Origin of the sequence: Aeromonas encheleia (assembly GCF_900637545.1) — a bacterium.
Classification (GTDB): domain Bacteria; phylum Pseudomonadota; class Gammaproteobacteria; order Enterobacterales; family Aeromonadaceae; genus Aeromonas; species Aeromonas encheleia.
In genome coordinates, this window is sequence record NZ_LR134376.1 from 399,265 (window position 1) to 411,417 (window position 12,153).

At 64.1% G+C, this 12,153-nt stretch carries 12 protein-coding genes; 6 read left to right on the plus strand and 6 right to left on the minus strand.

From position 1 onward, the window contains the following. Positions 1-81 precede the first annotated feature (81 nt). From EL255_RS01860 to hemC, 4 genes are read right to left on the minus strand one after another with little or no spacing between them, the layout of a single operon-like run. Positions 82-1,245, minus strand: coding sequence for a heme biosynthesis HemY N-terminal domain-containing protein (locus EL255_RS01860; RefSeq protein ID WP_042651926.1), 1,164 nt, complete (start codon positions 1,243-1,245; stop codon positions 82-84). Between the two features lie 10 nt (positions 1,246-1,255). Further along, positions 1,256-2,317, minus strand: coding sequence for a uroporphyrinogen-III C-methyltransferase (locus tag EL255_RS01865; RefSeq protein WP_042651927.1), 1,062 nt, complete (start codon positions 2,315-2,317; stop codon positions 1,256-1,258). Beyond that, positions 2,314-3,048, minus strand: coding sequence for a uroporphyrinogen-III synthase (locus EL255_RS01870; protein WP_042651928.1), 735 nt, complete (start codon positions 3,046-3,048; stop codon positions 2,314-2,316). Before EL255_RS01870 ends, EL255_RS01865 begins: the two co-directional genes overlap by 4 nt. A gap of 40 nt (positions 3,049-3,088) precedes the next feature. Then, positions 3,089-4,018 carry a hydroxymethylbilane synthase gene (hemC, locus tag EL255_RS01875; RefSeq protein ID WP_148669224.1) on the minus strand — a complete coding sequence of 310 codons (930 nt, stop codon included), beginning with the start codon at positions 4,016-4,018 and terminating at the stop codon, positions 3,089-3,091. Between the two features lie 324 nt (positions 4,019-4,342). On the opposite strand from hemC, the gene EL255_RS01880 reads away from it, so the two are divergent. Continuing rightward, complete coding sequence (locus EL255_RS01880) at positions 4,343-6,862, plus strand: class I adenylate cyclase (RefSeq protein WP_042651930.1); 2,520 nt, start codon at positions 4,343-4,345, stop codon at positions 6,860-6,862. 83 nt (positions 6,863-6,945) lie between these two features. On the opposite strand, the gene EL255_RS01885 is transcribed toward EL255_RS01880, so the two are convergent. Beyond that, positions 6,946-7,599, minus strand: a complete 654-nt coding sequence (locus tag EL255_RS01885; protein ID WP_042651931.1) for an alpha/beta hydrolase — start codon at positions 7,597-7,599, stop codon at positions 6,946-6,948. A 14-nt stretch (positions 7,600-7,613) separates the two neighbouring features. Then, positions 7,614-7,928: an iron donor protein CyaY gene (gene cyaY, locus EL255_RS01890; RefSeq protein ID WP_042651932.1), complete on the minus strand. Its 315-nt coding sequence runs from the start codon at positions 7,926-7,928 to the stop codon at positions 7,614-7,616. A 73-nt stretch (positions 7,929-8,001) separates the two neighbouring features. On the opposite strand from cyaY, the gene lptM reads away from it, so the two are divergent. From lptM to xerC, 5 genes are all read left to right on the plus strand, one after another. After that, complete coding sequence (lptM, locus tag EL255_RS01895) at positions 8,002-8,214, plus strand: LPS translocon maturation chaperone LptM (RefSeq protein WP_042651933.1); 213 nt, start codon at positions 8,002-8,004, stop codon at positions 8,212-8,214. 19 nt (positions 8,215-8,233) lie between these two features. Beyond that, on the plus strand, positions 8,234-9,484 hold the full coding sequence (gene lysA / locus EL255_RS01900; protein WP_042651934.1) for a diaminopimelate decarboxylase: 1,251 nt from the start codon (positions 8,234-8,236) through the stop codon (positions 9,482-9,484). Positions 9,485-9,581: 97 nt separating this feature from the next. Continuing rightward, positions 9,582-10,412: a diaminopimelate epimerase gene (dapF, locus tag EL255_RS01905; RefSeq protein ID WP_042651935.1), complete on the plus strand. Its 831-nt coding sequence runs from the start codon at positions 9,582-9,584 to the stop codon at positions 10,410-10,412. An 82-nt stretch (positions 10,413-10,494) separates the two neighbouring features. Continuing rightward, the gene (locus EL255_RS01910) at positions 10,495-11,175 is read left to right on the plus strand and encodes a DUF484 family protein (protein ID WP_042651936.1); all 681 of its coding nucleotides are present in this window, start codon (positions 10,495-10,497) and stop codon (positions 11,173-11,175) included. Continuing rightward, positions 11,168-12,124 (plus strand): tyrosine recombinase XerC, encoded by a 957-nt coding sequence (gene xerC / locus EL255_RS01915; protein ID WP_042651937.1) that lies wholly within the window; start codon positions 11,168-11,170, stop codon positions 12,122-12,124. Before EL255_RS01910 ends, xerC begins: the two co-directional genes overlap by 8 nt. Positions 12,125-12,153: the final 29 nt, after the last annotated feature.

Genomic DNA, 12,153 nt, shown 5'->3' on the forward strand with positions numbered 1-12,153 from the left:
GTGCTGGTTTGGTACTGGTTTGTCAGCAAAGAAAGAGGCCGCACTGTGCGGCCTCTTTTCGTTGGTGCTGGGGGCAGGGGATCAGATCCCGGCCAGTGCCAGCGCCTGACGATAGTATTCGTTGGCCTTGTTGGTGAGGCGGCGCTTGTCCATCAGCTGGCCGAGGGCGTGGCAGACGGCGGCACTGGGGGCGCGTTTGACCTCCTGCTCCAGCAGACGCTGGGCCTCATCCAGCTGGCCGGCCAGCAGATAGACCTGGGCCAGCGCCGCTTCGGCGCCCGGCTGATCCTGCAGCTTTTGCAGCAGAGTCAGTATGGGTTGATAGTCATCCAGCTTGAGCCTGGGCAGGCGGGCGAACAGCTCGGGGGCCGGCTGCTTGCGCAGCGCCTCCAGCCAGAGTTCGGCCGCCTCGCCGTCGGCCCCGAGCTGGCGCAGGCGATCGCCGTAGCTGGCCAGCAGTACGGGATCCTGGCGCAGCTTGCGCGGCAGCTCCTGCCAGACCGGGCGCAGGGTCTCGAGCGCCTCGCCGGCGGCCTCGAGCCGACCGGTCCAGGCCTGATGCAGCAGATCTTCTTCCTGCTGGGGGGTCAGCTTGCCCACCTTGCGCAGGGCCGGGGCGAGATCGATCAGGGCCGCCCAGTCCTGGCGGGCCAGATACACCTGGCGCAGCTGATCCAGCACCATGGGGTGGCGCGGATTGAGGGCGTAGACGGACTCGAGCCGACCGAGGGCGCTGTCGTATTGGCCCTGCTCTATCTGCAGCTGGGTCTGGATCAGGGTCAGTGCCAGCTCGGCCTTGGGGTTCTCCTCCTGCGCCTTCTGCAGGTAGTGATCCCGGCGCACGTCATCGCCCCGGGCCTGGGCCACCCTGGCGGCACTCAGGTAGTTGAGCAGCGGGGTGTCGCTGTTGTCGGCCCCCTTGATCAGCAGCTTCTCGGCCTGGTTGTAGTGACCCTCGGCCATGGCCAGGGTCGCATTCACCGTCTGCAGGTTGGCCTTGCGGCGGCGACGGGAACCAAACCAGCCTTGCGTCTTGCGGCGCAGGCCGAACACCCGGCTCAGCAGCCACTCCAGCACGAGCAGGGCGCCGTAGAACAGCACCGCCAGGATCACGGCACTGGTGACCGAGGACTCCACCGTGTAGTTGCCGAGGGAGATGAGCACGTAGCCCTTGTTGCCGGAGGCTTCGGGGCCGAACATCAGGCCCGCCACCATCACGGCCACCACTAGGATCAGACGAATCATGGGCGTCTCCTCAGTTGCCGGCCAGGATGCGTTGCAGGCGCTCGTTCAGCACCTGCTCCAGCATGGCCTGGGTCTTGAACTGATCCGGATAGTCGAACTGGATCTGCTCGCCTTTGAGCTTGTCGAGCTCGGACTGCATGTATTGGGTGGCGCTGTTGTCGACGTCGAAGTACTGGGTCAGCCAGCGCTGGGCCTTGTCCAGGCTGTCTTCATACAGCGCCTGCTGCTCGCGGTAGACCGCCAGCTGGGCTTGCAGCAGCTTGGTTTTGAGGTTCTCGCGCAGGAAGATTTCCTGCTGCGGGGAGAGCAGCGCCTCCACGGCGCCATCGCGGCGACGGATGGTGATGAAGTTCTCGGTGAACTTGACCCAGTTCTTCTTCAGGTTGCTCTGCCATTCGTCCGGGCTGGTGCTGACCGCCTGATCCGGCTCGGCCTTGGCTTGTGGCATGCTGACGGTGGAGAGGGGCAGCAGCTCGATCTGATCCGAGAGGGCGGCCAGTTTCAGGGTCAGCCCCTCGCGGTCGACCCGCGGCATGCCCTTGAGCTGGGCGATGTCTTCCGCCAGCGCCTTGCGGATCGGCATCAGGCTGGGATCGTTGAGCGCCTTGATCCGCTCGTCGGCGTTGCCGAGCAGGGTGATGGCGGAGATGAGGTCATGCTCGAGCCACAGCTTGCGGCCCGCCATGCGTACCAGGTATTCGGATTCGGCCAGCATCCAGTCGTTGGGCCGCTTGTCGTTGAGATCCAGCACCCTATGCTGCAGCCCGTCCAGCGCCTCCTGCAGCTGTTGCTGGCTCTTGCCGAGCACGGCCAGCTGCTGCGCATCCTTGCTGTTGCTCTGATCCAGCTTGCCCATGACCTCGGCCAGCTGCTGCTTGAGCGCACTCAGCTCGGCCTGCTGGGCGACGGCGTTCCGGTGCCCGTGCAGATAGAGGCCGCCGGCCAGCCCGAGGGCCAGCAGGATGGCGACGCCGCCGAGGAGTGCACCGGAGCGGTGCTTGCCGTTCTTGGGCTCGAGCGCCGGTGCGGCAGGGGCCGCGGCGTTCGGCTGGACTTCTTGCTGATCAGTCATTCCATCTTCCTCAGTTCCAGGGCGGCCGTCAGGGCCTGGTTGGATGCACCTTGGGCAATCACGATACGGGTAAAACCAGCCGCCTCGGCCTGTTCGGCTACGCGGGGGCTGGGCACCACCAACAGGCGGTCATGAAGCCAGGGCTGCTGCTGGCTTGGCACCAGTTCCAGCAGCCGTTGCAGCAGTTCACCACTGGTGATGAGCAGGCTGTCGAGCCCGGCCGTCTGCCAGTGGCGAGTCAATTCGTTTCCGTCGAGCTCGGGGTAATGGCGCTCGTAGGTGGCACAATAGTGCACCAGTGCGCCGCGTGAGGCCAGCTCCCGGGCGATGAGATCCCGGCCACCGTTGCCGCGCAGGATCAGCACCCGTTTGCCGGTCATCGCTTGCAGGGCCGGCAGCAGCAGCAGTCCCTCACTGCGAGGATCCTGCGGACTCTGCGCCTTGACCCCCACCTCGGCGAAGGCGTCGGCGCTGGCCTGACCGACCGCAAAGTACTCAATATGTGGCCAGGTCAGACCAGTTTGCAACAGAAAATGATGAGCAAAATGAATTGCATGGGCGCTGACGGCGATGATGATGTCCGCCGTCGGTAGTAAGGCGGGCAGGCGGGACAGCTCGTCGCCCGGCCGGGTCTCCAGCAACGGGCAACAGAGCGGGCTGTGGCCGTGCCGGCGCAGCAACTGCACCAGCTCGTCGGCCTGCCTGGCAGGGCGCACCACCAGCGGGATCATCAGGCCGCGCCCAACGGTTGTGGCCTGACCCGGCCCGCGCTCATGGGCGGTAGACCTCGGCCAGGATGGCGTCGGCACCGGCGGCCAGCAGGCGCTGGGCCAGGGCGTCGCCGAGCGCCTCGCCATCGGCAAGGGGGCCGCGGATCTCGTCCCGGATCACCCGACGGCCATCCGGGCTGCCCACCAGGCCGCGCAACCAGACTTCATCACCCTGTACCAGGGCATAGGCACCGATGGGGACCTGACAGCCCCCTTGCAGGGCACGATTCATGGCGCGCTCGGTCAGCACCCGGATCCGGGTCTCGGCATGCTCCAGCGGGGCCAGCAGGGCGTGCAGCTCGTGATCGTCCTGGCGGCACTCGATGCCGACCGCACCCTGACCGTTGGCGGGCAGGCTCTGCTCCGGCTCGATGAAGGCGGTGATGCGGTCTGCCATCTCCAGCCGTATCAGGCCGGCGGCGGCGAGTATGATGGCGTCATATTCACCGGCATCCAGCTTGGCGAGGCGGGTGTTGACGTTGCCGCGCAGGTCGCGGATCACCAGATCCGGGCGGGCAGCCCGCAGCTGGCACTGACGGCGCAGGCTGGAGGTGCCGACCACGGCGCCCTGCGGCAGCGCGTCGAGCTGCTTGAAGCGGTTGGAGACGAAGGCATCGCGCGGATCTTCCCGCTCGCAGATGGTGTGCAGGCCGAGCCCTTCCGGGAACTCCACCGGCACGTCTTTCATGGAGTGGACCGCGATGTCGGCACGCCCCTCCAGCATGGCAGTCTCCAGCTCCTTGACGAACAGCCCCTTGCCGCCGACCTTGGCGAGGGGGGTATCCAGGATCTTGTCACCCTGGGTGCTCATGGGCACCAGTTCGACCTGCAGATCGGGATAGAGGGCTTCCAGCCGATCTTTCACAAAGTTGGCCTGCCACAGGGCCAGTGGGCTCTTGCGAGTGGCAATTCTCAGGGTTCGGGCTGCCATATCAATCAGTTGTTTCATCTTTAGAAGGAAAACGATCTTACCACCCTTTGCAGGGGCTTTCATGGCACAGCCGGCAAAAGCGGGGCCAGGTTCAAAAAAGGTGGCTGAAAATGATTTTCATTAAGTCAGGATGATATGTTAACGATATGAAATTATTAACTTTTATTGCTTTCCATTGATACCGTTATGGAGCCCGCCAGAAATAATCCGGTGATTCAGTGCGGGCTTGTTTACCACGGCAGTTTGCATTGTTAACATGATCACACTTTTTTGACGTCTCCCCGTTTTGGTGCGTCATTTGTCTCCCCCATCATAGGTAGGGCATTGCTGGTAAAACTCGACACGCTGGTGGTGCGCTACGACGAACTCAATCGTCTCAAGACGCAACGGGCGTTGGATCTCATGAGTCGCTATGGGCAGCAGGTCTTCCAATTGCTGCCGGTCATGCTGCACTTCAATCATCCTCTCTTGCCCGGCTATGTGGCGGGGGATGTGCCTCATGGTATCTGGAGTTTTGTCGCCAACGAGGCCCAGCAGGCCTTCATCCAGGATCTGTGCCAGAACGCCAACTGTCAGGGCGGCCTCAGCACCCACGACAAGTCGATCCAGGGCCTCTATTCCATGGGCAGCACCTCGTCCATCGGCCAGTGCTGCCACTCGGATCTCGACATCTGGGTCTGCCATGTGGCGGGGCTGTCGCAGGAGCGGCTCGCCCTGCTGGATCTCAAGTGCCAGCAACTCTCCAAGTGGGCCGAGCAGCGCGGGGTCGATCTCAACTTCTTCCTGATCCCGGAAGACAAGTTCCGTCAGCGCAACGATGCCCAGATGCAGGGTGAAAGCTGTGGCAGCGCCCAGCACCTGCTGCTGCTCGACGAGTTCTACCGCAGCGCCATGCACATCGCCGGCAAGCGCCTGCTCTGGTATCTGGTGCCCGCCGAGTATGACGATCACTACGACGAGTATGTGAATGGCCTGTTTGCCCACGGCAAGCTGAGCCAGGATGACTGGCTCGATCTCGGTGGTTTCGATCGCATTCCGGCCGAGGAGTACTTCGGCTCTGCCCTGTGGCAGCTCTACAAGGGCATCGACTCCCCCTACAAGGCGGTGCTCAAGTCGGTGCTGATGGAGGCTTACTCCCACGAGTATCCCGATACCCGTTTGCTGTCGGTGACCAGCCGTGACTGGTTCCAGCACAACGAGGGCATGCACTACCGGCTCGACAACTACTGCCTGATGCTGGACAAGGTGACCAATTACCTCAAGTCCATCGGCGACATGCAGCGCCTGGATCTGGTGCGTCGCTGCTTCTATCTCAAGGTGTGTGACGGTCTCAGTCACCCGAAGGAGGAGCACTCCCCGAGCTGGCGTCGCGAGCAGATGGCACAGCTGGTGGCCTACTGGGGCTGGAGCCCGGAGCGGCTGCACCATCTGGATCACCGCCAGGAGTGGAAGGTCGAGGACGTCAAGGTGGCCTACGCCGAGTTGCTGGAAGCCCTGATGCAGAGCTATCGCAACCTGATCCAGTTCGCCCGCCGCAACAACATCAGCGAGTCCATCAACCCGGAAGACATCGGCATACTGTCTCGCAAGCTCTATGCCGCGTTCGAGAGCCTGCCGGGCAAGGTGCAGCGCATCAACCTCAAGATAGCGCCGGATCTGAGTGAGCCGGATCTCAGCCTGGTGCAGGTGCCCCACGGCCGCCTCAACCGCGCCGGCTGGTATCTCTACAAGCACTCCCTCGAGCCGGCGGACATCATAGGCCGGGCGCCGCTCGAATATAACGGCTACATCAGCAAGCTGATGGCCTGGGCCTACTTCAACGGCCTGCTGACGCCCGAGTCCCGGGTGCACCTGTTCAATCAGGGCTCGGATCTGCACATCGACAACCTGCACCAGTTCTGTCGCGATCTGTCCGGCACCTTCCCGGTCAAGTATCCGCGCGCCACCAACCTGGCCCTGAGCCGCCCCTGCGAGATCCATCAGCTCTCCATCTTCCTCAACCTGGAGACGGATCCCACCAGCCACTGGGTGGGGCAGGTGATCGAGTTCGACGCCAACGCCGCCGATGTGTTCTCGTTCGGCCGCAATCAGGAGTGCCTGGTGGGCTCGGTGGATCTGGTCTATCGCAACTCCTGGAGCGAGATCCGTACCTTGCACTTCCAGGGGGAGGAGGCGGTGGTGGACGCCCTCACCACCATACTCGGCAAGATGCACCAGGATGCCGCCGCCCCCGAGATGATCGAGGTGTTCTGCTACAGCCAGCACTTCCGCTCCCTGGTGCGCTCCCGCTTCCAGCTGCTGCTGGCCGAGTGCATCGAACTGCGGCTCGCCCGCGACAAGCAGCAACTGGTCAAGACCCTGGCGCTCGGCAAAGAGAAGTACGGCATCTTCTTCGAGCGGCGCGGGGTCTCGGTCAAGAAGCTGGAAAACGCCATCGACTTCTACCGCCACATCTCCCACAACAAGCTGGATCACCTGCCGCTGCGGCTCGACAAGACCCACAGCCAGCACCTGCCCGGCATCGTCGATGCCTATGCCAGCGAGGGGCTGGTGCAGTTCTTCTTCGACACCAGAGACGCGGGCACCAACATCTATATCCTGGACGAGGCGAACCGGGTGGAGATCTACCAGCACTTCGCCGGCAACAAGGATGAGCTGGTGCAGGGGGTGAACCGCTTCTATACCTCGGGCCACGAGCGCTTCAGCAACGCGGGCCAGTTCAGCAACTTCAACCTGCCCCAGTACTATGAGATCGTGCTGATGGGAGACGCGCTGGAGGTGATCCCCTACCGCAGCCAGAGCCCGCAGCGGGACAATCCGGGCCCTGCCCGCGAGGTGGGTTGAGCGCCCAGTCGCCCAATCCACGCCGCCGAGACGCAAACGGCCTGCAGATGCAGGCCGTTGTCTTAATTTGTGGTCGAGCGGTTTCAGGCGTCGAGGCGGGCCAGCAGCCAGCTGCGAATGTCGCCGAGCTGAGGGCGGCAGATCTCGTGGCGCATGGGGTACTCGTGCCACTCGAGGCTGAGCCCCGCCGCTTCCAGCCGGTTCTTCGCGTCCCAGCCCATGGAGAGCGCCACCACGTCGTCATAGATGCCGTGCATGTAGCAGATGGGCAGGGCGCGGGCGGCCTCGCTCAGCTCGCCGAGCAGGACATCGGGCGCCGCCAGATAGGTGGACATGCAGAGCAGGCCCGCCAGCGGCGTCGGGGAGCGCAGGGCGGTGAAGGAGGCGATGACCCCCCCCTGGGAGAAGCCGGCCAGGATGATGCGCTCGGGGGCGAAGCCCTCGGCGATCAGGTCGTTCAGCAACCCCTGGATGCGGGTGGCCGATTCGCGCACATGGGACTCCACGGCGCGATCCGCCGGGTTGTCGAAGCTCTTGATGTCGTACCAGCCGCGCATCTTGTAGCCCATGTTGATGGTGATGGGCCGCTCCGGCGCATCGGGCAGCAGATGGCGGACCGGCAGGCTGGCGGGCAGATCAAGGGCATCGACCAGGGGCGCGAGCCCGGCCCCCGAATCCCCCAGCCCGTGCAGCCAGATCACCGCGTGCCGGGCGCCATGAGGATGCAGATCGATCATGGGATGCGGGTCCATCATGGGAACTGTACGGGCTCGCCCGCCTGGGTGGTGCAGGCCCGGGTCAGCAGGGCTTTCAGCTCGTCGCCGAAGCGGTTGTCGATCCAGTTGTCGCCGTGCAGCTCGAAGTGGAATCCGTTCTCGCGGGTGGCGACCCAGATCTGGTGCAGGGGTTCCTGCTTGTTGATGATGACCTTGGTCTTGTTCTCGAAGCTCAGGGTCAAGACCCCGCCGGCGCGTTCGCAGTCGATATCCGGATAACCCTCGTCGATAACGTCTTCCACATACTGGAAAAAGGCGTCGGTCAGGGCGTGATACTCGTGATCCTTCATCGGTTTATCCTGTTGCTTTTAACAATGTGAGTGCGATTATAGAGGGCCAAAAATTTTTTCGCAGCGAACCATTATGATTAGCCAGTTTACCAAGTGCCTGTTTGCCGCGTCCTTGTCGCTCGGGTTGGCCGCCTGCGGCCTGACGGGGCCACTCTATATGCCGCCAGCCGAGCAACCCGTGTCTACCGAGCAATCCAAGACACCGGCACAGCCCAAGACAGAGAGTACACCGCAAGCCGCCTCGCCGGCGACCGCAGAAGCTGCCCCCGAGGCCGCGCCGCAATAATCTAGGAAGGAACCGCCCCTTGGATCACTTTAACTACGACGCCGACGGCCAGCTTCAGGCCGAACAGCTGCCGCTGCAGCGGCTCGCCGAGCAACATGGCACCCCGCTCTATGTCTACTCCCGCGCCACCCTGGAGCGTCACTGGCACGCGTTCGATCAGGCGGCCGGCGACATTCCCCACCTGATCTGCTACGCGGTCAAGGCCAACTCCAACCTGGCGCTGCTCAACCTGCTGGCCCGCCTGGGCTCGGGTTTTGACATCGTCTCCGGCGGCGAGCTGTCCAGGGTGCTGGCGGCGGGGGGTGATCCCGCCAAGGTGGTCTTCTCCGGCGTGGCCAAGAGCGAGGCCGAGATGCGGCTGGCGCTGGAAAAAGAGATCCTCTGCTTCAACCTGGAGTCGGAAGCCGAGCTGGAGCGCCTGAACCGGGTGGCCGGCAGCATGGGCAAGACCGCACGGGTCTCGGTGCGGGTCAATCCGGATATCGATGCCGGCACCCATCCCTACATCTCCACCGGGCTCAAGCAGAACAAGTTTGGCATCCCCATCGAGCAGGCCCCGGCTATCTACCGCAAGGCGGCGGCCATGGCCCACATCGAGATCAAGGGGGTGGATTGCCATATCGGCTCCCAGCTCACCGAACTGACTCCCTTCATGGAGGCGGCGGACAAGCTGCTGCGGCTGATCGATGAGCTGGCCGCCGAAGGCATCCAGATCCATCACTTGGACGTGGGCGGTGGCCTCGGGGTCAACTACGGCGCCGAGCAGCCACCCCATCCCACCGAATATGCGCAGGCGCTCAAGCAGAAGCTGGCGGGCCGGGAGCTGACCCTGCTGTTCGAACCGGGCCGTGCCATCGTCGCCAACGCCGGCGTGCTGCTGACCCGGGTCGAATACCTCAAGCCGGGGGAGACCCGCAACTTCGCGCTGATCGACGCCGGCATGAACGATCTGCTGCGCCCCTCCCTCTATGGCGCCTGGATGAACATCATCGAGGTGGATAGCCGCACGTCCCATGAGAAGGCGGTCTACGATGTGGTGGGACCCGTGTGCGAAACCGGCGACTTCCTCGGCAAGGAGCGCACCCTGGCCATAGCCGAGGGCTCCCTGCTGGCGGTCCGCTCCGCCGGTGCCTATGGCTTCACCATGTCCTCCAACTACAACACCCGTCCCCGTGCGGCCGAGGTGCTGGTGGACGGTGACAAGGCGTTCCTCATCCGGGAGCGCGAGCCGCTGGAATCGCTCTGGCAGGGCGAGCACCTGCTGCCCTGAGCAAGGCACGGGCACGCGAGACGGTGATGATGTTTGCCGGTCGGGATTCCAAGCGTTCCTCCATGTGAGAGCGTGATTAACGGTACAGGAACGCAGGATGTTGATAGATTTTTCCAAGATGCATGGCCTGGGCAACGACTTCATGGTGGTGGACGGTGTCACCCAGAAGGTGTTCTTCAGCAATGACGTCATCAAGAAGCTGGCGGATCGCCACTTCGGCATCGGCTTCGACCAGCTGCTGCTGGTGGAGCCGCCCTATGATCCTGAGCTCGACTTTCACTACCGCATCTTCAATGCCGATGGCAGCGAAGTGGAGCAGTGTGGCAACGGGGCGCGCTGTTTCGCCCGCTTCGTGCGGCTGAAGGGGCTGATCAACCGGGATCGCATCGCGGTCAGCACGGCCCGTGGCCGCATCACCCTGCAGCTGGAGGGGGAGAACCAGGTCACGGTCAACATGGGGGTGCCCCAGTTTGAACCGGGCAAGGTACCATTCCGTGCCCAGAAGGCGGAGAAGACCTATCTGCTGCGGGCGCAGGAGCATACGGTGATGTGCGGGGTCGTCTCCATGGGCAACCCGCACTGCGTCATCGAGGTGCCCTCGGTGGATGACGCGCCCGTGCAGACCCTGGGCGCCATCATGGAGCGGCACGAGCGTTTTCCCGAGCGGGTCAACGTCGGCTTCATGGAGATGGTCAACGCCACCGAAATCCGCCTGCGGGTGTTTGAGCGCGGGGTGGGGGAAACCCTGGCTTGCGGCACCGGCGCCTGCGCGGCCGTGGTGATCGGCATCAGCCAGGGCAAGCTCAGGGAGCGGGTCACCGTCAGCCTGCCGGGCGGCAAGCTGACCATCGCCTGGAAGGGACCTGGCCAGCCGGTCTACATGACCGGGCCGGCCGAGCACGTGTTCGATGGTCAGATAGAGTTATAGGCATCGAGCGGGGGCAACCCCGCCCTGCCAAGCGGTAATGTCAGGGCCCTGTGCCCTTTTTCTATGATGGACCAACCAATTTATGAGCGAACTCAAACGGCAGGAGACACTGGTGGACGAAGCCAGCGTGCTGGAGTACCTGGCCCGTTATCCCGAGTTTTTCCAGCGCCACGCGGCCATGCTGGACCGGATCCGTATTCCCCATGAGCGCAAGGGCACCGTCTCCCTGGTGGAGCGCCAGCTGGATCGACAGCGCGAGCGCATCGATCAGCTGGAGCAGGAGATCACCGAGCTGATGGGGGTCGCCAGCGAGAATGAGCGGATCTTCCGGGTCTATGCGGATCTCTATGGCGAGCTCTACGGCTGCCAGACCCTGTTCGAGATGAGCGTGGCCATGGGCAAGGCCTTCGTGCAGCGGCTGCGGCTGACCGAGTTGCGGCTCTGGCTCAACCCGAAGAAGTTCCAGCTGAGCGGCCCGGAGCAGCGCTTCCTGGCACAGGGCAAGCAGCTCGAGCAACTGCTGGGTCAGCGCCTGCCCGGATCGGATTACTACTTCGGCCGGCTCAACCAGAGCGAGAAACAGGCGCTGTTTGGCAGCGACGTGCTGGTCAACTCGGTGGCCCTGATGCGGCTCGGCGATCTCGGCGTGCTGGCCTTCGCCAGCTCGGATCCCAGCCACTTCGCCCCCCACAACGACACCCTGTTGCTGGGTCAGCTGGGTCGCCTACTGCAACTGCGTCTGCCCGAGCTGGTTCGTGGCTAAGACGCCGCAACCCGCCACCGAGCCCCTGCCTCCCGCATTGGCGGGGGAACTCACGGCCTTTATCGAATACCTGAGGGTCGAGCGTCAGCTCAGCCCCCACACCCGCAGCAACTACGAGGCGCACCTGCAGGCCATGACCGCCGAGCTGGTGCGCCTCGGTCTCGACGACTGGGCCCGGCTCGAGGCGAGCCAGGTGCGCAGCCTGGTGACCCGGATGCACAAGGCCGGTCTCGCCCCCCGCTCCCTCGCCACCAAGGTCTCGGCCCTGCGCAGCTTCTGCGACTGGCAGGTGCGCCAGGGGCGGCTGGTGGCCAACCCGGCAAGGGGCATAGTGACCCCCAAGCAGGGGCGGCCGCTGCCCAAGAACCTGGATGTGGACGAGATGTACCAGCTGCTCAACATCACCGACGAGCAGGATCCGCTGGCGGTGCGGGATCGCGCCATCATGGAGCTGATGTACTCCTCCGGTCTGCGCCTCGCCGAGCTGGTGGGGCTCAACCTGGCGGACATCAAGCTCGACGAGCGCCAGCTCAAGGTGACCGGCAAGGGCTCGCGGGAGCGGGTGCTGCCCATGGGGCGGATGGCGGTGGAGTGGCTGCACAAGTGGCTCAGGGTGCGGCCATTGCTTGCGGGGGACGAGGCCGAGGCGCTGTTCGTCTCCAAGCGCAAACAGCGGCTGTCGGCCCGCTCGGTACAGGAGCGGCTCGATGGCTGGGGCAACAAGCAGGCGCTCAACGCCCACGTCCATCCCCACAAGCTGCGCCACAGCTTCGCCACTCATATGCTGGAGTCATCCGGCGATTTGCGGGCGGTACAGGAGCTGCTGGGCCACGCCGATCTCTCCACCACCCAGATCTACACCCATCTCGACTTCCAGCATCTGGCCAAGGTGTATGACAATGCCCACCCCAGGGCCAAACGGGATCCCGCCACCCCGGAGGATGAGTGACGCCTGTCGCCACGGACTGCTGTCAACCT

What these genes read in the sequence shown, in the direction of transcription:
- EL255_RS01860 (WP_042651926.1), bottom strand. Translation starts at nt 1,245, where the DNA reads ATGATTCGTCTGATCCTAGTGGTGGCCGTGATGGTGGCGGGCCTGATG.
- EL255_RS01865 (WP_042651927.1), bottom strand. Translation starts at nt 2,317, where the DNA reads ATGACTGATCAGCAAGAAGTCCAGCCGAACGCCGCGGCCCCTGCCGCA.
- EL255_RS01870 (WP_042651928.1), bottom strand. Translation starts at nt 3,048, where the DNA reads ATGATCCCGCTGGTGGTGCGCCCTGCCAGGCAGGCCGACGAGCTGGTG.
- hemC (WP_148669224.1), bottom strand. Translation starts at nt 4,018, where the DNA reads ATGGCAGCCCGAACCCTGAGAATTGCCACTCGCAAGAGCCCACTGGCC.
- EL255_RS01885 (WP_042651931.1), bottom strand. Translation starts at nt 7,599, where the DNA reads ATGATCGATCTGCATCCTCATGGCGCCCGGCACGCGGTGATCTGGCTG.
- cyaY (WP_042651932.1), bottom strand. Translation starts at nt 7,928, where the DNA reads ATGAAGGATCACGAGTATCACGCCCTGACCGACGCCTTTTTCCAGTAT.
- lptM (WP_042651933.1), top strand. Translation starts at nt 8,002, where the DNA reads ATGATTAGCCAGTTTACCAAGTGCCTGTTTGCCGCGTCCTTGTCGCTC.
- dapF (WP_042651935.1), top strand. Translation starts at nt 9,582, where the DNA reads ATGTTGATAGATTTTTCCAAGATGCATGGCCTGGGCAACGACTTCATG.
- EL255_RS01910 (WP_042651936.1), top strand. Translation starts at nt 10,495, where the DNA reads ATGAGCGAACTCAAACGGCAGGAGACACTGGTGGACGAAGCCAGCGTG.